This is a genomic window from Actinomycetospora chiangmaiensis DSM 45062 (assembly GCF_000379625.1).
Lineage (GTDB): Bacteria > Actinomycetota > Actinomycetes > Mycobacteriales > Pseudonocardiaceae > Actinomycetospora > Actinomycetospora chiangmaiensis.
In genome coordinates this window covers 427053-451111 of sequence record NZ_KB903240.1, presented here as the reverse complement: position 1 = coordinate 451111, position 24059 = coordinate 427053, and the positions used below count along the sequence as shown (strand labels likewise).

Annotated in this window: 29 protein-coding genes; 16 read left to right on the top strand and 13 right to left on the bottom strand. The window is 74.2% G+C overall.

Annotated features, from left to right (window positions below; translation table 11 throughout):
• Nucleotides 1-6 precede the first annotated feature (6 nt).
• The 6 genes from A3CO_RS0119225 (at nt 7) to A3CO_RS0119200 (ending at nt 4504) form a co-directional block, all read left to right on the top strand.
• Nucleotides 7-210, top strand: a complete 204-nt coding sequence (locus A3CO_RS0119225; RefSeq protein ID WP_018333874.1) for a 2-hydroxymuconate tautomerase — start codon at nt 7-9, stop codon at nt 208-210.
• A 10-nt stretch (nt 211-220) separates the two neighbouring features.
• Nucleotides 221-577 (top strand): Rieske (2Fe-2S) protein, encoded by a 357-nt coding sequence (locus tag A3CO_RS33185; RefSeq protein WP_018333873.1) that lies wholly within the window; start codon nt 221-223, stop codon nt 575-577.
• Between the two features lie 98 nt (nt 578-675).
• The gene (locus tag A3CO_RS0119215) at nt 676-1548 is read left to right on the top strand and encodes an STAS domain-containing protein (RefSeq protein WP_018333872.1); all 873 of its coding nucleotides are present in this window, start codon (nt 676-678) and stop codon (nt 1546-1548) included.
• Complete coding sequence (locus A3CO_RS0119210; RefSeq protein WP_018333871.1) at nt 1545-2438, top strand: P-loop NTPase family protein; 894 nt, start codon at nt 1545-1547, stop codon at nt 2436-2438. The genes A3CO_RS0119215 and A3CO_RS0119210 overlap by 4 nt, the downstream gene beginning before the upstream one ends.
• Nucleotides 2439-2503: 65 nt before the next feature.
• The gene (locus A3CO_RS0119205) at nt 2504-3691 is read left to right on the top strand and encodes a cytochrome P450 (RefSeq protein ID WP_018333870.1); all 1188 of its coding nucleotides are present in this window, start codon (nt 2504-2506) and stop codon (nt 3689-3691) included.
• Nucleotides 3692-3733: 42 nt separating this feature from the next.
• Complete coding sequence (locus A3CO_RS0119200) at nt 3734-4504, top strand: endonuclease/exonuclease/phosphatase family protein (protein ID WP_018333869.1); 771 nt, start codon at nt 3734-3736, stop codon at nt 4502-4504.
• On the opposite strand, the gene A3CO_RS0119195 is transcribed toward A3CO_RS0119200, so the two are convergent.
• The 4 genes from A3CO_RS0119195 to A3CO_RS33180 form a co-directional block, all read right to left on the bottom strand.
• On the bottom strand, nt 4488-4931 hold the full coding sequence (locus A3CO_RS0119195) for a universal stress protein (protein WP_018333868.1): 444 nt from the start codon (nt 4929-4931) through the stop codon (nt 4488-4490). The genes A3CO_RS0119200 and A3CO_RS0119195 overlap by 17 nt on opposite strands.
• A gap of 27 nt (nt 4932-4958) precedes the next feature.
• Entirely contained in the window at nt 4959-5171 is a 213-nt protein-coding gene (locus A3CO_RS0119190) for a hypothetical protein (RefSeq protein WP_018333867.1), read from the bottom strand.
• A complete protein-coding gene (locus tag A3CO_RS0119185; protein ID WP_018333866.1) occupies nt 5168-6505 on the bottom strand; it encodes a Rieske 2Fe-2S domain-containing protein in 1338 nt (445 codons plus the stop codon). Before A3CO_RS0119185 ends, A3CO_RS0119190 begins: the two co-directional genes overlap by 4 nt.
• 189 nt (nt 6506-6694) lie before the next feature.
• Nucleotides 6695-7633, bottom strand: a complete 939-nt coding sequence (locus tag A3CO_RS33180; RefSeq protein ID WP_245561552.1) for a cytochrome c oxidase assembly protein — start codon at nt 7631-7633, stop codon at nt 6695-6697.
• Nucleotides 7634-7686: 53 nt separating this feature from the next.
• Between A3CO_RS33180 and A3CO_RS0119175 the strand changes: the two genes are divergently transcribed.
• On the top strand, nt 7687-8592 hold the full coding sequence (locus tag A3CO_RS0119175) for an NADP-dependent oxidoreductase (protein ID WP_018333864.1): 906 nt from the start codon (nt 7687-7689) through the stop codon (nt 8590-8592).
• 51 nt (nt 8593-8643) lie between these two features.
• Here A3CO_RS0119175 and A3CO_RS0119170 read toward each other — a convergent pair whose 3' ends face one another.
• The 3 genes from A3CO_RS0119170 to A3CO_RS0119160 all read right to left on the bottom strand — a co-directional run bounded on the left by A3CO_RS0119170 (nt 8644) and on the right by A3CO_RS0119160 (nt 12943).
• Nucleotides 8644-9846 carry a L,D-transpeptidase gene (locus tag A3CO_RS0119170; RefSeq protein ID WP_018333863.1) on the bottom strand — a complete coding sequence of 401 codons (1203 nt, stop codon included), beginning with the start codon at nt 9844-9846 and terminating at the stop codon, nt 8644-8646.
• A 197-nt stretch (nt 9847-10043) separates the two neighbouring features.
• Nucleotides 10044-11171 carry a PEP/pyruvate-binding domain-containing protein gene (locus A3CO_RS0119165; RefSeq protein WP_018333862.1) on the bottom strand — a complete coding sequence of 376 codons (1128 nt, stop codon included), beginning with the start codon at nt 11169-11171 and terminating at the stop codon, nt 10044-10046.
• Entirely contained in the window at nt 11168-12943 is a 1776-nt protein-coding gene (locus A3CO_RS0119160) for a PEP-utilizing enzyme (protein WP_018333861.1), read from the bottom strand. The genes A3CO_RS0119165 and A3CO_RS0119160 overlap by 4 nt, the downstream gene beginning before the upstream one ends.
• 143 nt (nt 12944-13086) lie before the next feature.
• Here A3CO_RS0119160 and A3CO_RS36085 point away from each other — a divergent pair, with 143 nt between their 5' ends.
• Nucleotides 13087-13719, top strand: a complete 633-nt coding sequence (locus tag A3CO_RS36085) for an HAD family hydrolase (protein WP_157647691.1) — start codon at nt 13087-13089, stop codon at nt 13717-13719.
• Nucleotides 13716-14471 carry an SDR family NAD(P)-dependent oxidoreductase gene (locus A3CO_RS0119150; protein WP_018333859.1) on the top strand — a complete coding sequence of 252 codons (756 nt, stop codon included), beginning with the start codon at nt 13716-13718 and terminating at the stop codon, nt 14469-14471. The genes A3CO_RS36085 and A3CO_RS0119150 overlap by 4 nt, the downstream gene beginning before the upstream one ends.
• On the opposite strand, the gene A3CO_RS0119145 is transcribed toward A3CO_RS0119150, so the two are convergent.
• Nucleotides 14468-14986 carry an SRPBCC family protein gene (locus A3CO_RS0119145; protein WP_018333858.1) on the bottom strand — a complete coding sequence of 173 codons (519 nt, stop codon included), beginning with the start codon at nt 14984-14986 and terminating at the stop codon, nt 14468-14470. The genes A3CO_RS0119150 and A3CO_RS0119145 overlap by 4 nt on opposite strands.
• 192 nt (nt 14987-15178) lie before the next feature.
• Between A3CO_RS0119145 and A3CO_RS0119140 the strand changes: the two genes are divergently transcribed.
• The 3 genes from A3CO_RS0119140 (at nt 15179) to A3CO_RS0119130 (ending at nt 17585) form a co-directional block, all read left to right on the top strand.
• Nucleotides 15179-16024 carry a DUF1003 domain-containing protein gene (locus tag A3CO_RS0119140; RefSeq protein ID WP_018333857.1) on the top strand — a complete coding sequence of 282 codons (846 nt, stop codon included), beginning with the start codon at nt 15179-15181 and terminating at the stop codon, nt 16022-16024.
• Between the two features lie 4 nt (nt 16025-16028).
• On the top strand, nt 16029-16790 hold the full coding sequence (locus A3CO_RS0119135; RefSeq protein WP_018333856.1) for an SDR family oxidoreductase: 762 nt from the start codon (nt 16029-16031) through the stop codon (nt 16788-16790).
• A gap of 87 nt (nt 16791-16877) precedes the next feature.
• Nucleotides 16878-17585: a M24 family metallopeptidase gene (locus A3CO_RS0119130; protein WP_018333855.1), complete on the top strand. Its 708-nt coding sequence runs from the start codon at nt 16878-16880 to the stop codon at nt 17583-17585.
• 60 nt (nt 17586-17645) lie between these two features.
• On the opposite strand, the gene A3CO_RS0119125 is transcribed toward A3CO_RS0119130, so the two are convergent.
• The 3 genes from A3CO_RS0119125 to A3CO_RS0119115 are packed head-to-tail and all read right to left on the bottom strand — an operon-like array spanning nt 17646 to nt 20001.
• Nucleotides 17646-18062: a tautomerase family protein gene (locus A3CO_RS0119125; RefSeq protein ID WP_018333854.1), complete on the bottom strand. Its 417-nt coding sequence runs from the start codon at nt 18060-18062 to the stop codon at nt 17646-17648.
• A complete protein-coding gene (gene dmpG / locus A3CO_RS0119120; protein WP_018333853.1) occupies nt 18062-19093 on the bottom strand; it encodes a 4-hydroxy-2-oxovalerate aldolase in 1032 nt (343 codons plus the stop codon). The genes A3CO_RS0119125 and dmpG overlap by 1 nt, the downstream gene beginning before the upstream one ends.
• Nucleotides 19090-20001 (bottom strand): acetaldehyde dehydrogenase (acetylating), encoded by a 912-nt coding sequence (locus A3CO_RS0119115; RefSeq protein WP_018333852.1) that lies wholly within the window; start codon nt 19999-20001, stop codon nt 19090-19092. Before A3CO_RS0119115 ends, dmpG begins: the two co-directional genes overlap by 4 nt.
• Nucleotides 20002-20135: 134 nt before the next feature.
• Here A3CO_RS0119115 and A3CO_RS0119110 point away from each other — a divergent pair, with 134 nt between their 5' ends.
• The 4 genes from A3CO_RS0119110 to A3CO_RS0119095 all read left to right on the top strand — a co-directional run bounded on the left by A3CO_RS0119110 (nt 20136) and on the right by A3CO_RS0119095 (nt 22977).
• Nucleotides 20136-20831, top strand: coding sequence for a DUF4383 domain-containing protein (locus A3CO_RS0119110; protein ID WP_018333851.1), 696 nt, complete (start codon nt 20136-20138; stop codon nt 20829-20831).
• Between the two features lie 122 nt (nt 20832-20953).
• Nucleotides 20954-21748 carry an enoyl-CoA hydratase gene (locus A3CO_RS0119105; protein ID WP_018333850.1) on the top strand — a complete coding sequence of 265 codons (795 nt, stop codon included), beginning with the start codon at nt 20954-20956 and terminating at the stop codon, nt 21746-21748.
• A 32-nt stretch (nt 21749-21780) separates the two neighbouring features.
• Nucleotides 21781-22182, top strand: a complete 402-nt coding sequence (locus tag A3CO_RS0119100) for a VOC family protein (RefSeq protein ID WP_018333849.1) — start codon at nt 21781-21783, stop codon at nt 22180-22182.
• Nucleotides 22183-22311: 129 nt separating this feature from the next.
• On the top strand, nt 22312-22977 hold the full coding sequence (locus A3CO_RS0119095) for a winged helix-turn-helix transcriptional regulator (RefSeq protein WP_018333848.1): 666 nt from the start codon (nt 22312-22314) through the stop codon (nt 22975-22977).
• Here the strand turns inward: A3CO_RS0119095 and A3CO_RS36080 are convergent.
• Nucleotides 22898-23503: a hypothetical protein gene (locus A3CO_RS36080; protein WP_026204773.1), complete on the bottom strand. Its 606-nt coding sequence runs from the start codon at nt 23501-23503 to the stop codon at nt 22898-22900. The genes A3CO_RS0119095 and A3CO_RS36080 overlap by 80 nt on opposite strands.
• Nucleotides 23500-24033: a carboxypeptidase-like regulatory domain-containing protein gene (locus A3CO_RS36075; protein ID WP_018333846.1), complete on the bottom strand. Its 534-nt coding sequence runs from the start codon at nt 24031-24033 to the stop codon at nt 23500-23502. Before A3CO_RS36075 ends, A3CO_RS36080 begins: the two co-directional genes overlap by 4 nt.
• Nucleotides 24034-24059: the final 26 nt, after the last annotated feature.

The following is a 24059-nucleotide window of genomic DNA, read 5'->3' as shown; positions in this document are numbered from 1 at the left end:
GTCACCGTGCCCCTCGTCCAGATCACCCTCGCCCGCGGGCGGACCCCCGAGCAGCTCGCGGCGCTGGGGGAGAAGGTCACCGCCGCGGTGGCCGAGGCGGTCGGTGCCCCGGCGGGCAACGTCCGCGTCGTCGTCAACGAGTGCGAGCCCGAGCACTGGTTCGTCGGCGGGGAGTCGCTGGCGCAGCTGCGGGCGTCCGGGAAGCGGTAGGGGGGCCGTCGTGCTCGTCGCGCTCGGGGACCCGGCGGGGCGCACCGCGTGGACGGTGACGAGCCCCGACGGCCGGGAGTTCGCCGTCTTCCTTCCCGACGCCGGGTCGGTGCGGGTGACCGACGCCGGCTGCCCGCACCGGGGCGGCCCGCTGGTCGAGGGGCGGGTGCGCGACGGGGAGGTGCGCTGCCCCTGGCACTGGTACCGCTTCGACCTCGGCACGGGGGAGTGCCGCACGACCGACCAGCACCGGCTGGGCGTGTACCCGGTGGTCGAGCGCGACGGCCGGTGGTTCGCCGAGGTGGGCGAGCCCCCCGCGGCCCGATCCTGGTCCGAGCGGCTCCGGGCGCACGCGCGCGGGGAGTGAGCGCCGGTCGTCGGGCCCGGGCCTCTCGGTCGGGGGCAAGGGGGGCTGCGTAAGGTCTCCCCCCGTCGACAAACGTCACTCTCGACGAGGGGACAGCCATGGCGAGCGGGCGGTCGTCGGGGTCGGCCGGACCCGGCGAGGGCGTGCACACCCTCGCGGTCGCGGCCACCGTCCACGAGCAGCGCACCGCCACCGCCGCGTGGCTGGACCGGCAGCTCGCGGCCGGGACGAAAGTCTTCCACACGGTCCGGCCCGACGACTGGCCCGGCGGCGGACGCGGGTGGCTGACCGCTCCCGGCGGGCCGACCCGGGCGGCGGCCGCGCTCGCGGCGGGCCAGTTGGAGGTCATGGACTTCACCGAGGTCCTCCGGGTCGCCGGGGGCACCCTCGAGGGGCTCCGGACGCTGCAGGACGCCGCGATCGAACGGTGGCTCGCGGAGGGCTGGACCCGGATCGCCCTGTCGCAGGAGAGTCCCGGCCGCGCGATGCGGACCGCCGCCGCGATCGCCGCGTACACCGCCCAGGAGGGCGCCTACGACGAGCTCGGGCGGCGTGCGCCGGTGATCACCCGCTGCCAGCTCACGGCGGCCCTCGAGAACCGGACGGCGAGCTGGGAGTCCGCGGCGCTGCACTGCGGCGGGATCGTCGACGGGCACTGGCGCGCCCGGTGGGTCCACGAGCGGTGGGAGCTGGCCGGCGAGATCGACGTCCACGTCGCGGCGGCCTTCGGCGCGGCCCTGCATGGCGCCCTGCGCCGACGGTTCGACGGCCCCGGCGGGCCGGACCTGCACGTCGACGTGTCCCGCGTCGTGTTCTTCGACCTCGCGAGCGCGCAGAGCCTGCTGCTCGCCACCCAGGCGGCGGCCCGGCACCAGACCGTCGTCGTGCACGGCGCGAGCCCCCACCTCCGCGAGCTCGTCGCCGCCGTCGGCGTCCCGCCCACGCTGCGCTTCGAGCCGGACGGGCCATGAGTACCGTCCCCGGGGGCCTCGAGCACCTCGGGCTGCTCCACGACACCCCGGAGGACCTCGTCGCGACGGTGCTGCCCCGGGTCCGCGCCACCCTGGCCGCCGGCGGCCGGGTGTCCGCGATCGTGCCGCGGCGGACCCGGCGGCTCCTCCTGGAGGCCCTCGGCCCCGACCCCGGGATCACCTTCACGACGGCGGGTGCGCTGCGGCCGCCGCCCCCGGCCGGCCTCGTCGCGCACGTCCGCGACCTCGCCGACCCGCCCGGCGGCCTGGTCCTCGCCGAGTACGCCGCGCTCGACCTCACGGACGACGGGCTGCGCGCGGCGGAGGAGTCGATCGACCGGCTCCCGGCCGACCTGCCCGTGACCGTCGTCTGCGCGTGCTCCGGCGACGCCTGCGGTGCCCGGACGGCGACCCTGCGGAACACCCACCGCCGCCTGCTCGACCGCGCCGGGAGCCGGTGCGGTCCCGACGCCCCCGAGGTCCGGGACGCGGACGACGCGGTGACCCTGCCCCGCCCCGGCGACGTCCCCGTGCTCGCGCTCGCCGTCCGGGGTACCGCGGACCTGCGTGGTCTCCGGGCCGAGATCGAGCGGGTGGCGCGCCGGACCGGCCGGGACGACGACGGCGTCCACCGTGCGGTGCTCGCCGTGCACGAGGCGGCCGTGGTGGTCGGGAGCGTGGTGTGGCCGGGCGGCGTGGCGTGCACGATCGACGTCTGGACCGACGGTCGGTCGCTCGCAGTCGCGGTCCGCGGCCCGCGACCGGCCGGGCTCGCCGGACCCGCCGTCGGGACGGGGGAGCGGCCGGTGGACCCGGTGCGGCTGTTCTGCCGGGCGGCGTCGATCGAGGACACCGTGGGTGGTCGGACGGTCCGTCTCGTGACGGAGTAAGCGGGAGCGCGCTCCCGTTTCCGGTGTTACCGTCGATGGTGCACCCGTCGTGAGGAGCCACCACCGTGTCCGTCGAGGCGAGCGACCTGCCGCTGCACGTCCAACGGGACCAGTTCGACCCGCCCGCCGCGATCAGCGCGCTGCGCGACCGGCCGGGTCTGGAGCGGGTGCACGACTCGCTGGGCCGGGAGGCCTGGCTCGTCACCCGCTACGACGACGCCCGGGCGGTGCTGGGCGACGCCACCCGGTTCTCCAACGAGCGGGTCCCCGTCATCCCCATGCCCGGGGTCGACCCGGTGCGGATGCGTGCGGGCCAGCTGCTCGCGCTCGACCCGCCGGACCACACCCGGCTGCGCCGCCTGCTGACCGGTGAGTTCACCGTGAAGCGCATCCGCCGCCTGCAGCCGCGGCTCCAGGAGATCGTCGACGAGCACCTGGACGCCATGGCCGCGGCCGGTCCGCCCGCCGACCTCGTCACCGACTTCGCGCTGCCGATCCCCAGCCTCGTCATCTGCGAGCTGCTCGGCGTCCCCTACGACGACCGCGACGACTTCCAGACGCGGGCGTCCCGGCAGATCGACCTCACGCTGCCGATGGCGGAGCGCGCCCGGGTCGCCCTCGAGTCGCGGGAGTACATGGGCGGCCTGGTCGACCGGGCGGTGGCCGCGCCGGGCGACGACCTGCTCGGCATGCTCGTCCGCGAGCACGGCGACGACGTCAGCCGCGACGAGCTCATCGGCATCGCGTCGCTGCTGCTCATCGCCGGGCACGAGACGACGGCGAACATGCTCGCCCTGGGCACGCTCGCGCTGCTGCGCCACCCCGATCAGGCCGCCACGCTGCGCCAGGACCCCGACGCGGTCGCTCCCGCCGTGGAGGAGCTGATGCGGTTCCTGTCGATCGTCCACGCGGCGGTCCCGCGGGTCGCCGTCACCGACACCGAGGTCGGCGGCGAGCAGGTCGCGGCGGGCGACATGGTGCTGGTGCAGCTCGCCGCCGCCGACCGGGACCGGGCGCTCGCCGACGACCCCGACCGGCTCGACATCGGCCGGGCCGCCGCCCCGCACGTCGCGTTCGGGCACGGCGTCCACCACTGCCTCGGCGCCCCGCTGGCACGCATGGAGATGGCGACGGCGTTCCCGGCGCTGCTGCGACGGTTCCCGACGCTCGCCACGGTGAGCGACGCCGAGCGGGCCGACTTCCGCGAGGGCACGTTCATCTACGGCATGCGGAGCCTGCCGCTGACGTGGTGACCCGCACGGCGTGATCCGCCGCGATCGGGGAGGGTTCGTACCGTGCGCCTGGCGACGTTCAACCTGCTGCACGGCCGCTCCCCGGCCGACGGGGTCGTCGACCCCGACCGGCTGGTCGCGGCGGTGAAGTCGCTCGACGCGGACGTCCTCGCCCTGCAGGAGGTCGACCGCGGCCAGGAGCGCAGCGGCGGGCTCGACCAGACCGCCCTCGTGGCGGACGCGCTCGGGGCCGCCGACGCCCGGTTCGTGCCGGCCCTCGTCGGGACCCCGGGCGAGCAGTGGCGCGAGGCGGGGGTGGCCGACGCCGACGCCTCGCCCACCTACGGGGTCGGCCTCGTGAGCCGGCTACCCGTGGCGCGGTGGCGGCGCATCCCGCTCGGGACCTCGCCCGCGCGGCTGCCGCTGCTGATCGACGCCCGGCGCCCCGCCCTGGTCCGCGACGAGCCGCGGGTCGCGGTGGCGGCGGAACTGGCGGGCGACGGGCTCGTGGGGACCGTCGTCTCCACCCACCTGTCCTTCGCGCCCGGCGTCAACGTCGCCCAACTGCTGCGTCTGGCGCGGGCCCTGCGCGACGCGCGGCGCCCCGTCGTCGTGCTGGGGGATCTCAACCTCCCCGGCCCGGTGCCCTCGTTCGTGCTCCCGGGATGGCGGTCGCTGGTGCGCGGGCCGACGTTCCCCGCCGAGGACCCCCGGGTGCAGCTCGACCACGTGCTGGTGCGCGAGCCCGCGCGCCTCGACGCCGAGGGGTCGACGGTCGAGCTGCCGGTGTCCGACCACCGGGGCCTCGTCGTCGAGCTCAGGGCACGACCGTGACCGGCCACTTCCCGGCCTTGATCAACCGGCCGGCGAGCGACCCGACGAAGCGGTGCCCGGCCTTCATCGAGGCGCCCACCACCACGGCGTCGGCCCGCAGGTCGTCGGCCGCCCGGACGATCTCGAGGTAGGGGTCGCCGTGCACGGTCATGAGCCGCGCCTCCATCTCCAGCAGCCGCAGGTACTCCTTGGCCTGCTCGTGGAGGTCGCTCGCCAGCTGGTGCGCGGACTCCGCGAGCACCGTGACCGCGTCGGCGGACAGGGACGAGAGGGCCGGCGTCGTCGTCACCGTGATGACGACGAGCTCGGAGTGCTGCCGCCGGGCGAGCCCGACCGCGTAGGCCCCCGCGCGCAGCGAGGTCGTGGAGCCGTCCACGGCGGCGAGGATCAACGAGGGTCCGTCGGTGCCGTACTCGAACGCGCTCACGACCCCATCCTGCTCCCTGCGGCGCGATCAGTGCTCGGGTTCGTGACCGAGCGCGGTGGCGCCGGTGGTGGTCACCTCCCCGGTCCACTCACAGCTCGCGCACCAGCAGTAGAACCGGCGTTCGTCGCCCTCCCAGAACTCGCTCGCGAGGTCCAGCGCCGTCGCGCACGCCGGGCAGTACCGCGGCTGGTCGCGGCGGTGCGCGTCGGCGTCCGCGGCGAACCGCCGGTCGCCGATCACTCGGAGTCCACCTGGGCGCTCGTGCCCGGCGTGAGCGTGGCCGTGCCGATCCCGCCCTCGGGGGTGAACGACGGGCGGCCCGCCGCCTTGTCCTTCACGACCCGGTCGGCCGCCGACAGGTGCACCTTGCGGATGGTGTCGAGCATCGGCGAGAACCGCGTCGAGCCCATGTCGCAGAAGTCGAGCGCGAACTGCGCCCCGCCCGCGTGGAACTTGTCCTTCTCGCACGGCAGGTCGATGCGCTCGTGCGGCTCGCGGACCGTCCCCAGCGGGTCCTCACCGTTCTCCACCGCCGCCATCTGCTGCTTGAACATCTTGCGCAGCATCGCGACCCCGATGTCGGAGCGGCCGAGGTGCTCGGTGGTGCGGTCCGTGATCGGACCCTGCGTGCACCAGGCCATGATGTCCTGGCCCTCGACGTAGTTGACGACGTGGCGCCCGCGCTCGTCGAACACCGGGATCTCGTAGTCCGGGACCGCCGGCTGCTCGAGCGGCTCGTAGCCCTCCGGAGCGTGCACCGTGTAGAGCATGAACCGGGTGGTGGTCCGGTTGATCGGGACCCGGATCTGCATCTGGTGGATGCCGCCGCCACCCACCCGCATGTTGTACGGGAAGACCAGCGGGTGGCCGACCTTCCAGTCGTCGTTCTCCTCGGAGGCGCCCGCGAGGATCCGCCGCTTGATGATCCCGTACTCGAAGGCGTCGAACCCGATCCGCTGGTGCTGCTTGCCGAACGACGCCGGGGCCGTGAAGCCCTCGTGCGCGCCGATGAACTCGAAGTACCGGCCGTGCAGGTACTCGACGTGGTGCGGGTCGACCGCGTTCTCCATGATCTGCACGTAGTTGCACGGCAGGTCGGCCCAGCCGATGTCGCGGAACCCGTCCATCACGTAGACGTCGAACCGCGGCAGCAGCGGGGCCGGGTCCGGGCCGACGTACGCCCACACCAGGCCGCCGAGCTCCTCGACCTTCCCGGCCGTGGCGCGAACCCGGTTCTGGAAGTTCGTGTTGTCCTTCTCGGCGGGTTGGTCGGTGCACACGCCGTCGGTGTCGAAGCGCCAGCCGTGGTACGGGCAGCGCAGCCCGTCCTCCTCGACGACCCCGTAGGCCATCGACGCCTTCCGGTGCGGGCACGGCTCGGGGATGATCCCGTAGCGCCCGGACGGGGAACGCCACAGGGCGAAGAACTCGCCCAGGAGCTCCACCCGCTTGACGGGGAACTCGGCGAGCTCCCGCGCGAAGGCGACGGGATACCAGTAGCGCCGGAGCACCTCGCCCATGCGGGTCCCGGCCTCGACGGCGGTGAGTTCGTCGTTCTGCTCGGCGGTCAGCACGGCTGCCCTCCCGGGAAGTGGTGGTCCCGGTCACGGTAGGGACGACGGCCCCGGGCGCGGAAGCGCGCTGTGCCGCGCTGCGGGACACGGCCGTGCTCCGGTCGCGAGGGTGACGCCAGGCAGGCGGGCGAGCCGGGCGTCCTGCCTGCCGTCACCCTCGCGACGGCGCGCGGCGGCGGGGAGCGGCCCTCAGTGCTCGCCGCGGTTCAGGCGCGTGAGCATCCGGTTGTACGCGGCGAGCGCCTCGTCGTCGTCGTCGAGGTCGGCGTCGGAGGACTCGCCACCGGACCCGGTCTGCTCCCGGAACGCGTCCCGGCGGGCCGACTCCAGCCACGGCCCGAAGTCGATCTTGGCCGTCGCGTCCGTGACCCAGAGCCGGCCGAGCAGCACCATGATCACCATCATCAGGCCGTCCCCGACGACCCACATCAGGGCGCCGCCGAGGTGCACGCCCTCGAGGTCGTACGCCGGGAACATCGTCGCGGGGGCCTGCATGAGCACCACGCCCACGAGCGTGTCGACCCCCATCGCGAGCGCCATCAGCACGTAGCGCACGAAGTAGGCCGGCCGGTTCGGCATCAGGTCGACGCCGATCGCGACGTGGAAGAACAGCACGCCCGCCACCAGGTACAGCACCTGCTCGGCGTGGTGCAGGGCCATCGACGCCGCCATCGCCTCCATGAACGACGTCAGGTGCGTCAGCACGATCACCAGCGCGTAGAACACGAGCACGGTGCCGGGGAAGAACAGGGCCCGCGACGCCCGCGAGTCGAGAGCCGCGTCGAACCGCGCGCCCGCCCGGGCCGGGAGGACCGAGCGCAGCAGCTCCAGCGGGTGCGCCGCCACCCAGAACGCCGGCACGACCATGATCAGCCCCAGGTGCATCACCATGTGCACCGCGAAGGCCTGGTGCCCGAACACCGCGATCCCGGAGTTCCAGGTCACCGCGCCGGACACCAGGGCGAGGAGGAACGACGCCGTGCGCCGCCGCGGCCACCCGCCGTGCCGTCGCGCGGCGGCGAGGTAGAGCGCGGCGAGCACCAGCAGCACCACGTTCACACCCCAGGCGGGCGACCACGTGGTGAGGACGTCGGCCCACGCCGGGCCCGGCGTGGGCCCCATCGGCATCTGCACACCGTCCATGGTGCGCCTGCCCGACGACGGGAGCAGGATGCGGCCCCGTGCGTGGGTACGGGTTCGTCGCGGTCGGTGGTCCGGAGCAGCAGGCGTGGGTGGAGGTGGACGAGCCGAAGCCCGGGCCGGGGGAGCTCCTCGTCGCGGTGCGGGCGGCCGGGGTGAACCCGGGCGACTGGAAGGTCCGTGACGGGTCCTACGGCGTCAGCGGGCCCGCCGTCCTCGGCCGGGAGGTGGCGGGCGTCGTGCTCGAGGTCGGCGCGGACGTCTCCGGCTTCGGCGTGGGCGACGAGGTGTTCGGCGGCTGCCCGGACATGCAGGGCGGCTGGGCGCCACGGGCCCGGGTGACGGCGGGGTTCGCCGCCCACCGGCCGACGGCCGTCAGCCCGGAGGACGCGGCCGCCCTGCCGGTGGCCGCCGGGACGGCCTGGGACGCGCTCGAGCAGCTGGACCTGCCCGCCGGGGCGACGCTGCTGGTCAACGGCGGCGGCGGGGGCGTCGGCATCCCGATGATCCAGCTCGCGGCCGCCCGCGGCCTACGGGTGGTGACGACGGCGAGCCCGGGCAAGCACGACCTGCTCCGCGGGTTCGGCGCCACGCCCGTCGCGTACGGCGACGGCGTGGTCGACCGGCTGCGCGAGGTCGCGCCCGACGGCGTCGACGGCGTGTTCGACCTGGTCGGCGGGGACGCGCTCCGCACGGTCGCGCCCCTGCTGACCGACCCGACGAAGCTGATCTCGGTCGCCGACTACGGCCTCTCGACCGAGCTCGGCGGCCAGCAGATCGTCCGCGACCGCAGCACCGCCGTGCTGGAGCGCCTCGTCGGGCTCGTCGCCGACGGCACGCTCGACCCGCACGTCACCGACGTCCGCCCGATCGAGGAGGTCGAGGCCGCCCTCGCGCTCGTCGAGGGCGGCCACGCGACCGGCAAGGTGATCGTCACCGTCGGCTGACGGTGCCGGACCACCGGCAGCGGGTGCGCGGCCCGCACCCGCTGCGGGCGGCTAGGTCGGCAACGCCGACAGCGACTGCCACTCCTGCCAGGACAGCGACCAGTCGTAGATGTCGGTCCGCGGCATGGGCACCGGGCTGCCGGTGACCTCCACCGGGTCGCCGAAGAGCGCGGTGTTGAAGTAGTTCTCCGCGTCCTGATTCGAGAGGTTCACGCACCCGTGGGTGACGTTCTCGTTGCCCTGCGCCCCTTCGGAGAGCGGGTTCGCGTGGATGAACTCGCCGTTGTTCGAGATCCGGACCGCCCAGTGCTCCGGCACGTTGTTGTAGCCGTACGCCGGGTTCGACATGAGCACCGTCTGCTGCTTGCTCATGACCACGTGGATCCCGTTGGTGGTGTTGCGGTTCGGGTCCGAGCCCAGTCCGTAGCTCGCGGGCACGGTCATCACCGTCTGCCCGTCGCGCACCACGACCATCTGGAACGAGTTCACGTCCGCCTTGACGATCTGCGAGCGGCCGATCGTGAAGTGCGAGCTGACGTTCGCGCTGCCCCACGTCCCGTCGCCCACGTCGACCCCGACGAGGTTCGCGGCGATCTGGACCTGGGTGCCCGGCGTCCAGTACGCCTTCGGCCGCCAGTGCGCCCGCGAGCCCTGCTCCGTGTCGGGCAGCCAGGCCCAGGAGCCCTCGGTGGGCACCGAGGTGCGCACCGTCAGCGCCCGCTGCGCCGCCGCCTTATCGGTGACCTCACCGTCGAACTGCACGATGATCGGCGCCCCGACGCCCACCGTGTCGTTGTCCGCGATGTTGATGTTCGCCGCGATCTTCCGCTGCGGCGTGACCGTGGTGAACGACCCGGTGACCGGGGTGGGGGTGCCCGCGGCGTCGACCGCGACCCCCTTCCACGTGTACGTGGTGCCGTAGGCCAGCGTCCCCGTCGAGGTCCACCCGTCGGCCGTCGGCTGCCCGGCCACGCCCTTGCCGTCGGGCCCCATGAGTGCGACGTCGGTCAGCCGCCCCTGCGCCACCTTCACGACGGCGGGGGCGGCCGGTGCCACGCCCGTCGCCCCGTCCGCCGGTTTCACCGTCACCTGGGCCTGCGGTGCGGGCGGCGCCTCCGACGCCTCCGGCCCCGCCGGGGCGGAGGCGGTGGGCGTCGAGCCGGACGCCCGTTCCACCGTGCCCCACACCGTGATCGCGGCCAGTGCGACCGCGAACGCCACCATCAGCCCGAGCACCGCGCGCCCGAGTGCCATGCGCCAACCCCCAGCTGTTCCCTGCGCGCCCCCGCCGGCACGCCGTAGACACGGACGCCCACGGGGGCGACCGGTTCCACCATCGTGCACCGGGGGTCCGACAGTCACCGGGTGCCACCCCGCCCGCGACCCGAACCCGGGCGGCGGGGAACGCGTGGACGGGCCGTCCGTCACGGTCGCGACGGACGGCCCGCCGACTACCGGCCGGGGATCGGCCTGCCGGAGAACAGGTACTTCTGGGCGAGCGCGACCGGGTCGTACGCGGGCGCGGCCGTGGGTTCCGGCTCGACGGTGGTGACCGGCCGGGTCTGCACGATGCACACCGGGTCCCCGGCCCGCCGGTGCCGGCTGATGACCCACTCCACGTCGACCGGGTGGCCGTAGTGCTCCTCGATGGCGGTGACCGCCGCGGCGATCGCGCCGATCTGCTCGTCGTCGAGGACGCGGCGGTCGGCGAGCTTGGCCGGCATCTCGATCTCGGTGACGGCCCCGCAGGCGAAGTCGAACGCCGACACCACCTTCTTGTGGGCCACGTCGTAGCGCAGCACCCGCCCGTCGGCCTTGCCGACCTCGACGTGGTCCGGGTCGACGAGGCCCTGCACGATCGCCTCGCCCCAGCCCCAGCTGGTCTCGACGACGATGCGGTCCCGCTTGCCGGTGACGGGGTGCACCGAGAACGCCACCCCGGACGCGCGGGCGTGGATGAGCTCGATGACGCCGACCGCGATCGGCATCTCGTGGTGGCTGATGCCGCGGCGCAACCGGTAGGCGAGGGCCCGTGCGGTGAACAGGGAGCCCCAGCACCGCCGCACCGCGTCGACGACCCGCTCGATGCCCGAGACGCCGAGGTAGGTGTCGAAGATGCCGGCGAACGAGGCGTCGGCGGCGTCCTCCCCGGTGGCGGAGGAGCGGACGGCCACCGGCACGTTGACGTCGACGCACCGCAGGCACAGCTCCTCGTAGGCCTCGGTGAGCCGGCCGGTGAGCGCCGCCGACACCGGCGTGTCCACGAACAGCTCGCGGATCGCCGCCGACGCGGCCTCCACCCCCCCGTCGTCGGGATCGGGTCCGAGCCCGGCGAGCACGGCGTCGATCCGGGCGTCGAGCCCGGACTCGGCACAGTGCCGCCGGTAGGCCTCGACGGTCACCGCGAACCCCTGGGGGACCTGGACCCCAGAGGCCAGCAGCTCGGCGAGCCGCCCCATCTTCGCCCCGCCGCACGCGACCGCCTGCGCCGGATCGACCTCGTCGAGCCAGGCGATCGACTCGCAGCTGTGCCGCTCGGTGTCCACGGGGGCCTCCGTCGTGTCCGACACCACCGTCATGCGGTGACCTCCTCCGCGGCGGCCGCCGGGACGGCCGCGGCGCGGGTCAGGACGGTGACGGTGCCGGCGGTGCCGTCCACCTCGATCTCGTCACCGTCGTTGATCGAGAGCGTCGCCACGCCGGTCGCGGTGACCGTGGGGACGCCGTACTCCCGGCCCACGATGGCGGCGTGGGAGAGCATCCCGCCGCCGTCGCAGACCGCCCCGGCGATCTTGCCGAACGCCGGGGTCCAGTTCGGGGACGTCGACTCGCACACGAGGATCGAGCCGGGCTCGAGGCGGTGGAGCTCGTCGGAGGACTGCAGCACGCGGGCCGTGCCGCGCGCGACGCCCTTGGCCGCGGCCACCCCGGAGATCGTCGTCTGCTGCGCGGCGTCGGGGTTCTGCACCGCCCGGATCGACTGCGGGTTGAGCCCGAAGATCTCGATGAGGATCGGGTCCTCGACCGCCTCGGGGATCGTGCCGAGCACCTTCGGCATCTCGCCGCGCCGGTCGTGCCACTGGTCGAAGTACTGGCGGCGGGCCTCGACGAGCGAGCGGAGCCCGGCGTCGTAGGGCTGCTCGCCGGTGGCGACGTCCATGAGCTCGGGCCAGAAGAGGTAGAGCATGTCGTCGTGGCGGTCGGCCTTCACCCGCTGCGCGAGCTCCTGGCAGCCCCACCGCAGCGGCAGCATGACCTTGAGGTCGATGTAGTAGTTGTGGTCGTCCTGCCACCAGGGGAAGTTGGCCTCCTGGTTGGAGGCGAGCCCGGCGTCGAAGACGGCCTGCTCCTCGCGCGTGAGGCCGGCCCGGGCGTTCTCGATCGCCTCCTCGCGCTCGGCCATGGCGTTGCGGGCGGCCGCCTCGAAGTCGTGGGCGTCGCGGCGCTGGAGGAACGTCTTCACGAGGTCCAACGGGATCGTGTTGTCCTCGATCCAGCTCGGCACGCCGACGTCGCAGGTCGCCTCGGCGCGCCAGCCGTAGGTCTGCAGGAACGCGTCGAACTCGGTGAGCCAGACCGACGCCGCGCCGCCGTGGCGCCCGAGCGCCGCGCGCAGCTGCGACCCGGAGTGCGCCTCGAACACCGGCTCGAGGCCCGCCGCCCGGGCCTTCATCGCCAGCCCGTAGAGCAGGCGGTCGGTCTCCATGATCTTGGTGTCCTCGCCCTGGAGGAACTTGCCGATCTCGTTGGGGTCGATGCCCATGTCCGCGCACGCCCCGTAGAACCCCAGGAAGTTCGCGAGCATCGGGTACATGACGCCGAAGTGGATCTCCATCGACCGCTTGTGGTACCGGCGGCCCTTGACCAGCAGCTCGGGGAGTTCGTCCCCGCGCGCCTTCGCGAAGTCCACGCCGCGGAAGTACGACCAGGTGTTCTCGAGCTCGTCGCGCCCGCTCTCCCAGATGTGGCGGTAGTTCTGCAGGAAGTGGGGGAGGTTGGTGGCGATGCGCCCGGCGCGCGCCTCGATCTCGCGGGGGTCGGTCTCGGGGAGGGCGCTGCCGTAGAGGTGGGTGCCGGCGAACCGGGCGCTGACGCCGCGACCGGGTGGCAGGGGGAGGGACTCGGCGGCGTGCTGGGTGCCCCAGCAGTAGCCGTCGCCGCTCCAGAGCGTGGCCCCGAGGGGGGTGAGGCCGCGCGACCAGTGGAAGTCGAGGAACCAGAACTGGTTCTCGTCGCCGGGCTTGAAGGGACCGGCCGGGTCGACGATCCAGGGCATGTCGAAGAACTCGGGCTTGTACCCCGGGTACCACTCGCCCGTGCTGTAGGCGTCCACCGGGACGACGTTGGCCATGGAACCCTCCTCGGCGATGAGATCGAGCCGACCGTGATCCAACCGTAGGAGTGACGCAAGCAACACGTTCGCCGCACCGGAACGTTGCGAGGGGGCGAACACGAGGGGCCACGGTGGGCGGCGGAGCCCCTACCGTGCGTCCGATGAGGGCACTGCTGCTCGACATCGGGGGCGTCCTGCTCACCTCGGGCCACGAGCGGATGACGATGCTGGCGGCGCCGCCGGAGTTCACCGAGGTGCGCGGCGTGCTCGGCCCGCGGCCCGACCCGGCGTGGGACGACGTGCTCACCGGCCGCGGGCGGGAACGCGCCTACTGGGCCGACCGCGCCGCCGGGTACGGGGCGCTGACCGGCGGCGGTGGCACCGTCCCCGAGCTCATGGCGGCGCTCTACGACGACGACGGGCCCTTCCGGCCCGCGGTGATCGCCCTGATGGACGACGCCCACCGGGCCGGGCTCGCGGTCGCGGCGCTGACCAACGACCTCGCCGCCTTCCACGGCGACGCCGACCTCACCCGCCACCCGGTGCTCGGCCGCTTCGACGTCGTCGTCGACGGCTCGGTCACCGGCGTGCTCAAGCCGGACCCGCGCGCCTACGCGCACGCCCTGGAGGTGCTCGGGGCACCGGCCGGCGAGGTCGTGTTCCTCGACGACATCCCCGGCAACTGCGCCGGCGCCCGCGCGGCCGGGATCGTCACGGTCGAGGTCGACCTCCGGGACCCGGACGCGGCCGTCGAGCGGGCCCGGGACCTCCTCGCGCTGCGGGCCGCGGCGTGAGCCGTCCCGACGACGAGGGCGGGACCGCCGTCGTCGTCGGTGCTTCCGGTGCGCTCGGCTCCGCGATCGCCGAGCGGCTCGGGCGGGCCGGGCTCGCCGTGGTGGCCGTCGCGCGGAAGCCGCCGGACCCGACGTCGGGAACGCTTCCGTGCGCGGCGGACATCGGCGACGACGCGGCGGTGGCGGCGATCCGGGACGCGGTCGACGCGCTGGACCGGCCGGTGCGGATGGTGGTGCAGGCCGCCGGGCTGCCGGCGGCCGGACCGTTGCCCACGATCGACCCGGCGGCGCTGGGCACGGCCGTCGCGCTCAAGGTCGGCGGGATGCTCCGGCTGGTGCGGGCCGTGGAGCACCGGCTGCGGCCCGGCTCGCGGCTGGTCGCGCTCGGCGGGCACTACGGCAGCGAGCCCTCCCCGCACACGTGCGCGGCGGGGGTGACGAACGCGGCGCTCGCGAACCTCGTGCGCCAGCTCGCGGACCACCACGGACCCGACGGCGTGACCGCCCACCTGGTGGCACCCGGACCCGCCGACACCGACCGGTTGCGGCGCCTCTCGCAGGCGCGGGCGGACGAGCGCGGGGTCGACGTCGCGGTGATCCTCGACGAGCGCCGCGCGGAGTCCCCGCTCGCGGCGCTGGTCACGCCCGCGCAGGTCGCCTGGGCGGTCGCGACCCTGCTCGACCCCGAGGCCGACGCCCTCACCGGGTCGACCCTCGCGCTCGACGTCGGGGCGCGGCGCGGACTGTTCTAGGCCTCCGGGACGGGCGCTCCGGCGGGGACACCCGCGGCCACGTGGTCGTCGTAGTACCGGCGCCACGCCGGGGTCGGACCGCCGGGACGCGGCGTGGTCCGCCCGGCCAGGGCGTCGTCCAGCGCCTCGAGGCAGACCTCCCAGCCCGCGGCGGTACGGGCGGCGGTGTCGCGGTCGCCGAGGAGCGCCGTGAACGTGAGGCGGCTCCCGGCCTTCAGCGGCGTGATGTCGAGGTGGAGCTCGTCGCCGCCCCACGTGAGGACCAGGCGGGACGGCGGGTCGCAGGCCGGCACGGTGCCGGTCCCGCCGTCGCCGTCCTCGGCGAACGTGTAGGTGACGGGCGCGCCCGGCGTGGGCGACCCGGCGTCGGGGAAGGAGACCCGCGCGGGGAACCACGCGACGAGTTCCGTCGGGTCGCTGACCGCATCCCAGAGCCGCTCGACGGTGTCCGGGTACTCGCGGACGAACCGGAGCGCGGGACGGCCGTCGATCTCGAGGTACGAACCGGTGGTCATCGGTCCTCCACGTGGTCGTCGACGTGTGCAGGTCCGGGGATGGACGGGGGCGACCCCCTCGAACGGCGCAACCTCGGAACCTGCGACCGTGGGACAGCGTCCCACGGGACGTCTCTGGATCGAGACAGCGACCTCCGGGTGGGCCGGGCCCGGGGGTGGCGGACCGGCGGACCGGCACGGCGGGGGCCTCGGATGGTGGTGACGGACCCGGAGCGCAGCACGGCGGGCGACCGGGCGGCGGCGTGGATGACCCGACGGCTGAGCTCGATGGTCACCGTCTACGCGACGGTGGCGCTGTCGGCGGTCTGGATGGTGCTCGGGGCCCGCGGGGTCCTCGGCTTCGACCCGTACCCGTACCCGGTGCTGCTCTTCGCGGGCAACGTCGTGCAGCTGCTGCTGATCTTCGTGATCCTCGTGGGACAGCGGACGCTCTCGGCGGCCGGGGAGCGGCGCTCGCAGCAGACCTACGACGACGCCCAGGCGATCCTGCGCGAGTGCCACCGGCTGCAGGCGCACATCGACGAGCAGGCCCGGCTCCTCAACCGGGCGGCCGCCCCGCGGGACCGGCTCGACCCCTGCGACACCGCGCCGATCCTGATCGCCCCGCCCGCGACGGTCGAGCCCGCCTCGACCGGTCCGAACCGGCGGATCGCCGCGTGGCTCATGCAGTACCTGGGCTCGACCGCGGCGGTGGTGTGGACGACGGTCATCGTGGGCGGCTGGATGGCCCTCGCGCTGGTGGGCGTGATCCCGGACCCTTACCCGTTCCCGTTCCTGCTCTTCTGCTCGTCGCTCGCGCAGCTCGTGTTCATGTTCCTGATCATGGTCGGGCAGGACGTGCTGGGGGAGGCGTCGGACCGGCGGGTGATCCAGACCGCCAACCACACGGCGGTGGTCCTCCGGCAGTGCCGCCACCTGCGGCAGCATCTCGTCGCGCAGGACGAGCTGATCCTGTCGCTGGTGGACTCCCTTCCCGACGACCGGTGCGCGGCGCCGGCGCCGCGGACGGCGGAGGACACCGCGTCATCTCGGAGGTGACCTGGTGGATCTCGGACTGACCGGCCGGACCGCGCTGGTGTGCGCGTCGACGTCGGGACTGGGCGAGGCGACCGCCCGCGCGCTCGGCGCGGAGGGTGCGCGAGTGGTGGTGTGCGGGCGCCGGGCCGACCGTGCGGCGGCGATCGCGGCGGAGCTGCCCGACGCGGTGGGCGTCGGGGTGGACCTCACGGCGAACGGCGCCCCGGAGGAGCTGGTGGCGGCCGCCGGCGAGGTCGACGTGCTCGTGCTCAACAGCGGCGGGCCGCCCCCGAGCACGGCGGCCGACATCGGGACCGCGGAGATCACCGCGGCGCTCGTCCCGCTGCTCCTGGCCCAGCAACGCCTCGTGTCGCTCGTCCTGCCGGGCATGCGCGAGCGCGGGTGGGGCCGGATCCTCGGCGTCGGGTCCACCGGGGTGGTCGCCCCGATCCCCGGGCTCGCACTGTCCAACATCGGGCGGGCCGCCCTCGGCGGCTACCTCAGGACGCTGGCGGGGGAGGTCGCGGCGGACGGGGTGACCGTCAACCTGCTGCTCCCGGGCCGGATCGCGACCGCCCGCACCGAGTCGGTCGACGCCGCGGCCGCCGAGCGCGAGGGCGTCGGGGTCGACGAGGTCGAGGCCCGGAACGCGACGGCGATCCCCGCCGGGCGCTACGGCCGGGCGCCCGAGTTCGGCGCGGTCGCGGCGTTCCTGTGCAGCGACGCCGCCTCCTACGTCACGGGCACCGCGACACGCTGTGACGGCGGGCTGGTGCCGTCGCTGTAGTGGGTGGGCTGCGCCCCCGTGAGCACTTTCCGTGGCGATGGGGACGGAAAGTGCTCACGGGCGCGCAGCGCACCTATCGTTGCGGACGTGACGTCGCTCGACGAGGACACCAGGGCCGAGGAGCTGCTGCGGGCCGAGGACCGGGCCGCGGAGCTGTTCGCCGAGATCGCACGGCGCGGGCTGGTGGCGCCGGGCGCGTGGGAGTCGGAGGTCAGCCGCGCCGTGCGGGACCTCGGCGCGGAGATGTTCGGGACGTCCCGGTACTGGCACAAGCGGGTCGTCCGCTCCGGCGAGAACACGTTGCAGCCGTACGCGGAGAACCCGCCGGACCGGCGCATCGGCGAGGACGACATCGTGTTCGTCGACCTCGGGCCGGTGTTCGCCGAGTGGGAGGCGGACGTCGGGCGCACCTTCGTGCTGGGCGACGACCCGCACAAGCACCGGCTCGCGGCCGACCTCGACGCGGTGTGGGAGGCGGGCCGGGCGTTCTACGAGTCCGCGCCCGACGTGACGGCCGCCCAGCTCTACGAGCACGTGTACGGGCTCGCCGCGGAGCGCGGGTGGACCTTCGGCGGCGCGCACTGCGGGCACCTGGTCGGCGAGTTCCCGCACGACCACATCGACCCCGACCGGCGGCACAGCTACCTCACGACCGGCAACGACGTCGCCCTGCACCGGGCGACCGACGGGGCCGGACGACGCTGCCACTGGATCCTCGAGGTGCACCTCGTCGACCCGGAGCGCCGCATCGGCGGGTTCACCGAACAGCTGCTGTCCCTGCGCCGGCCGACCTGACGCGAGGGCCGTCGGACCTGCCTGGCGTGCACCTCGCGAGAGCGGGGGCGGGCGCGGCGGTCAGAGCCGCGACGAACGCGCCACGATCTCGTCCCGACGACGGGTCGCGGCCGGGACGCCGCCGATGGCCCAGTCGTCCGGTGGCACCTGGACGACGCGCCCGCGGACCCGGGAGCGGGTGACACCGAGGACGTCGCAGAGGACGTCGGTGAGCTCGGCGAGGAGCCGGTGCCGCTGCTCGACCGGCCGCCCCTCGAGGACGGCCGCGGCGAAGTAGGGGGCGGGGTCGCCGTCGACGGCGGCCGTGACGCCGCCGGTCATCCAGTGCTGCGGTGCGTGCATCGTCACGAAGGCCCGGACGCGGTCGATCGGCGACTCCAGCACGGCCGCGTACCGCTCGCTGACGCGGCGGAGCAGGTCCTCGATCCGCCGATCGTCGTGGGCGCCCGCCACGAGGTGGATCTCGACGACGGGCATCAGCCCTCCTCGCGGCGCCGCGCCAGCTCGAGGGCCACGTCGATGATCATGTCCTCCTGGCCGCCGACGAGGCCGAGCTCGCCGCAGCGCCGCAGGATCTCGTGGGTCGGCACCTTGTAGCGCTCGGCCGCGTGCTCGGCGTGGAGCAGGAAGCTCGAGTACACCCCGGCCCAGCCCTGGACGATCGCGTTGCGGTCCATCTTCGGCCAGCGGTGCAGGTAGGGGCGGACGACGTCCTCGGCGGCGTCGAGCAGGGCCATGACGTCGAGCCCCGTCGAGACGCCCAGCCGGTCGAACACCGCGGCGAGCACCTCGGTGGGGGAGTTGCCCGACCCGGCGCCGAGCGCGCACAGCGACCCGTCGATCTCCTTGACGCCCACCTCGGCGGCGATCACGGAGTTCGCGACGCCGAACGAGAGGTTCTGGTGGCCGTGGTACCCGACCCACGCCTCGTCGCCGACCTCCGCCACCAGGGCCTCGAAGCGGGCCCGGGCCTCGTGCATGAGCAGCGCGCCCGCCGAGTCGGTGACGTAGGGGCACTGGCAGCCGGCGTCGACCATGATCCGGGCCTGCTTCGCGAGGTCCTCCGGCGAGGTCCGGTGGGCCATCATGAGGAACCCGACCGTCTCCATGCCCAGGTCCCGCGCCACCCCGAAGTGCTGCGGGCTGACGTCGGCCTCGGTGCAGTGGGTCGCCACGCGGACCACCTCGGCGCCGGCGTCGTGGGCGCGGCGCAGGTCGTCGACGGTGCCGATGCCGGGCACGAGCAACACGGCGATCCGGGCCGACCGCGCCTCCTCCCGGGCCGCGGCGATGAGACGGAGCTCGTCGGTGTGGGAGAAGCCGTAGTTGAAGCTCGACCCGCCGATCCCGTCCCCGTGGGAGACCTCGATGACCTCGACGCCCGCGCGGTCGAGCGCGCGGACCGTGTCGCGGACCTGCTGCTCGGTGAACTGGTGCGCCTGGGCGTGCGACCCGTCGCGCAGCGTGGTGTCGGTGATGCGCACGTCGTGGGCGATGGTCGGTCTCATGCCGCCACCCCCAGCTCGGCCGCGATCAGCTCGCCGACGCGGGTGGCGGCGGCCGTCATGATGTCGAGGTTCCCGGCGTACTCGGGCAGGAAGTCGCCCGCGCCGCGGACCTCGAGGAAGCTCGCGACCCGGCCGTTCCCGCCCCACTCCGGCCGTGGTGGGTCGAACTGCGGGTCGGCGCGCAGCGTGTAGCCCGGCACGTACTCCTGGACCCGCGCCACCATCGCGTGCACCGCGGCGGCGATCGCGCCGGTGGTCTCCTCGTCGTAGACGTCGCCGGGGATCGCGCAGTACACCGTGTCCCGCATGATCATCGGTGGCTCGACCGGGTTGAGGATGATGATCGCCTTGCCGCGGGCGGCGCCGCCGACCTCCTCGACGGCCCGCGCGGTGGTCTGCGTGAACTCGTCGATGTTCGCCCGGGTGCCCGGCCCGGCCGACCGGGAGGCGGCCGACGCGACGATCTCGGCGTAGGGCACGTCGACGACCCCGGAGACCGCCGCGACGACCGGGATGGTCGCCTGGCCGCCGCAGGTGATCAGGTTGACGTTGGGCGCGTCGAGGTGGTCCGGCATGTTGACCGCCGGGCAGACCATCGGGCCGAGGTGCGCCGGCGTCAGGTCGACCGCGCGGATGCCGGCCTCCTCGTAGCGGGGCGCGTGGGCGGCGTGCGCCCGGGCGGAGGTCGCCTCGAAGACGATGCGAGGGAGCGGGTCCTGCGCGAGCAGCCAGTCGACGCCGTCGGCCGAGGCCGGGATGCCTGCCGCGCGCGCCCGGTCGAGGCCCGGGGACTCGACCACGCCCACCATCGCGGTGACCTCGATCGTCGACGTGCGGGCCAGCTTGGCCAGCAGGTCGGTGCCGATGTTGCCCGGGCCGACGATGGCCGCGGGGACCTTGTCGCTCATGTGCCGACGGTGGCACGCACCCCCGACGGCGCGGAACGGCCGCGTTCGCGAGACGGCAAAGCGGCGTGGTTGACATCACGGGGAGCGGACACCCCTCCTGCAACGGCCGCCGAGCGAGGTCCCAGGAGCACCGCATGAACACCCCCACCCTGACCGCCGACCACAAGGTCGTCGTCGTCCACCGGCTCGGCGCCGTCGTCGTCGCCCTCGTCATCGCCACGTTCGGCGTCCTCGGCTTCGTGGGAGGGCTCGGCTTCTTCGACACGCACGGCAGCCCCGTGCTGGGCCTGTCCTCGAACGGCCTGCTGTCGACGATCTCGATCGTCACCGCGGTCGTGCTGATCGCCTCGGCCGCCCGGGGCGGACGGCTGTCGTCGACGGTGATGATCGTCGTGGGGACGCTCTTCCTCGTCTCCGCCTTCGCGAACCTCGCCGTGATGACGACGCCCTACAACCTGCTGGCCTTCCGGCTGCCGAACGTCTTCTTCTCCATCGGCGCCGGGCTGGTGCTGCTGATCCTCGGCAGCTACGGGCGGGTCAGCGCGAAGCTGCCCGACGACAACCCCTACCGCACCCGCACCGACGACGAGTCGTCCGAGGACCCGTCCGCCACGCTGCCCTCGCGCCCGCGCACGCGCGCCGAGATGCGGGCCGACAAGGAGATGGCCGAGGCGGCACGGGCCGCGGTCAGCGGGGCGGCGACGCCGGAGCAGCGTCGACGGCTCGCCGCGATCGACCACCTGCGCACCCACGAGAACCGGCGGGCGGAGTGGATGGCGTCCGCCGAGCAGCGCGAGCAGCCGCACGACCGCGGCTCCGCCATGGCCTGACGGTCCGCGCACGGCCGGGACCCCTGCGGACGGAGGGGTGTCGCCTCTCGGGTCGGCCCGGGTCCGGCCTCGGGTCCGCGCCGACCTGTCGTCGGGAACGCATGGCTGCTAGACCATGGGACATGGCCGCCCCCGTGACGCAGGCGCAGGACACCGTGCGGGTGGAGGTGAACGGCCCCATCGCGCGGGTCGTCCTCACCGCCGCCCGCCGCCGCAACCCCCTGTCGGTCGCGACGATGCGCGCCGTGACCGCGGGGCTGCGCGAGGTCTCGAGCACCGACGGGGTGCGGGTGATCGTCCTCGCCGCCGAGGGGCCGGCGTTCTCCGCGGGCCACGACCTCTCCGAGATGGTCGACCGCACGCTCGAGGAGGAGCGGGAGGTCTTCACGGTGTGCACCGAGATGATGCGCGCGGTGCACGACGTCCCGCAGCCGGTGATCGCCGCCGTGCAGGGGATGGCCGTCGCGGCCGGGTGCCAGCTGGTGGCCACGGTCGACCTCGCCGTCGCCGCTGACCACGCCGTCTTCGGGACGCCGGGGGTGAAGATCGGGCTGTTCTGCTCGACGCCGATGGTGGCGGTGAGCCGGGCGATCGGGCGCAAGCGCGCGATGCAACTGCTCCTCACCGGCCGCACGATCGACGCCGCGACGGCGGTGGACTGGGGCCTGGTCAACGAGGCCGTGCCCGCCGACGCCCTCGAGGCGCGCGTCGCGGAGCTCGCGCAGCAGGTCGCCGACGCGAGCAGCGTGACGCTGCGCATCGGCAAGGAGGCGTTCTACCGGCAGGTCGACCTGTCCGAGGACGAGGCCTACGCCGAGATGAGCGAGGTCATGGCGACCAACGCCATGACCTGTGACGCCCAGGAGGGCATGTCGGCCTTCCTCGAGAAGCGCCGGCCCGTCTGGCAGCACCGGTAGTCACCAGTAGTCGAGGCGAAGGAGCCCGTCGCATGACGTTCCCCGGCCTGCAGCACGTCGCCATCACGGTGTCGGACCTGCAGCGATCCACCGACTGGTACGCGAAGCTGTTCGGCACCGACCCGGTGCTCGACGAGGACGAGGAGGGCGGCGAGTTCCACCACACCGTCTTCGCCCTCGACGGCGGGATGCTCTTCGGGCTGCACACCCACCAGGGCCGCGAGTCGAAGGACGCGTTCGACGAGCGGCGCACCGGGCTCGACCACGTCGGGTTCGCGCTGCCCGACTCGGCCTCGCTCGAGGAGTGGGGCCGCAAGCTCGACGAGCTCGGCGTGCAGCACGGCGGGATCAAGAAGGCCCACTACGGGTCGGGCATCTCGTTCCGCGACCCCGACGGCATCGCGCTCGAGTTCTTCATCGCGCCGGGGACCTAGTCCGCACACGACCGGCACTCCCTCGCACGACGACGCTGCGGGAGTGCCGTTCCCGGGCCCGCCGTCCTGATGTGGCAACTCACGGTCCTACAAAGTGACCCGTAGGTGGAACCGGGGTATCTTCGCCCCATGGCTCCACGGCGCGACTACTTCGACGGCTGCGCGGCCGCCCACGGCCTCGACCTCGTGGGGGAGCGGTGGGCGCTGCTCGTCGTCCGGGAACTCATGCTCGGCCCGAAGCGGTTCACCGACCTGCGCACCGGCCTCCCGCACGCGAGCCCGAACGTGCTGTCGCAGCGCCTGCGGGAGCTCGAGGACGCCGGGGTGCTCCACCGGCGCCGGCTGCCCCCGCCCGCGGCGTCGGCGGTCTACGAGCTCACCGACTGGGGCTACGAGCTCGAGCCCGTGCTCCAGACGCTCGGGCGCTGGGCCGCCCGGTCGCTGCCGGAGGCCGACGCCATCGGCGTGGACTCGCTCGTGATGTCGATGCGCACGATGTTCGCGCCGGAGCGGGCGGCGGGCCTCGAGGCGACCGTGCAGTTCGTGTTCGCCGACCAGCCCTTCGTCGCGACCCTGCACGACGGCGCCTTCACGATCGTCCGGGGCGAGGCGACCAACCCCGACGCCACCGTGTCGGGCGCGCCGGAGGCGTGGGCCGCCGTGCTCTACATGGACCACCCCATCGGCTCGGCGGTCGCCGACGGGATGCTGACCGTCAGCGGCGACGCGACGGCGGTGGAACGGCTGCTGGACCTGTTCCCGATGCCGGAGCGCCTCGCGCCGGCCGCCGGCTGAGGACCGCCACCGCGCCGCCCGCCACCGACAGCACCCCGGAGGCCAGGAGGACCACCGTCCCCCAGCCCTCCAGTGCGCCGTCGGTCAGGACGGCGTGCCCGACGCCGAGCACCGTCGCGAGCAGGGCGAAACCGCCGTGCAGCAGGCGGAACGTCGGCCCGGACCACCCGAGGCGGCGTCGCGCCACCCCCAGCAGCACCACGACGACGAGCAGCACCAGCGAGATCAGCGCCATCCGCGCGCGGGTCGGCCCGTCCGGGGACATGGCGAACAGCGCGTCGTCGGGGGAGAGCACGAACAACGCCACGACGTGCACCGCGACGAGGGTGAGCACCGCGAGGCCCACCGCGGTGTGCGCCCGGTGGCGCGCCAGCCAGGGCTGCGCGGCCAGTCCGGCGACCCCGAGCGTCGCGGTCACCGTCGAGACCACGAGGACGACCGGCGCGCCGGCCAGGTGCGGCGAGGTGAGCGCCACGACGACGCCCGCCAGGCCGAGCACCCCCGCCGTCAGGAGTGCGGTCCTCATGGCGAGAGCACCAGGTCGACCTGCGCGCCGCGGTCGCCGTCCCGCGTGACGTTGCGCAGGAACACCCGGCGCCACCGGCCGGGGTCGTCGTAGCCGACGTGCACGTTCGGCTCGCCGAACTGGGCGACCAGCGGGTCGGAGTCGACCCGGTAGTGCCCCTGCGCGTCGGTGAGCACCGAGGTGCGGTTGCGCTGCTCGCTCGCCGTGGCGGTCTGCGCCCAGACCTGGATGCGGACGCCCGGCACCGGAGCGCAGGACTCGTCCCGCACCGTGCCGGTCACGGTGAAGCCGGCGCCGAGGGGGTTCGCGAACGGCGCCTTCGGCACGTAGTTGTTGGTGCCGCCGGGGTTGGTGATCGTCGGCGCGCACCGCCCCGCGGCCAGCTCGGCCACCGACGGGCCCTCGGGCCCGGTGCCCCGGACGCCGACGTCGCGGGCCCCGGTGCCGTGCAGCGAGCTGGTCGCGAGGAGGACGCCGACGACCCACACGACGGCGACGAACACCGTGATCGCGACGGGATGGGGCCTCACACCCCCACTGAATCACGTGTCACGAT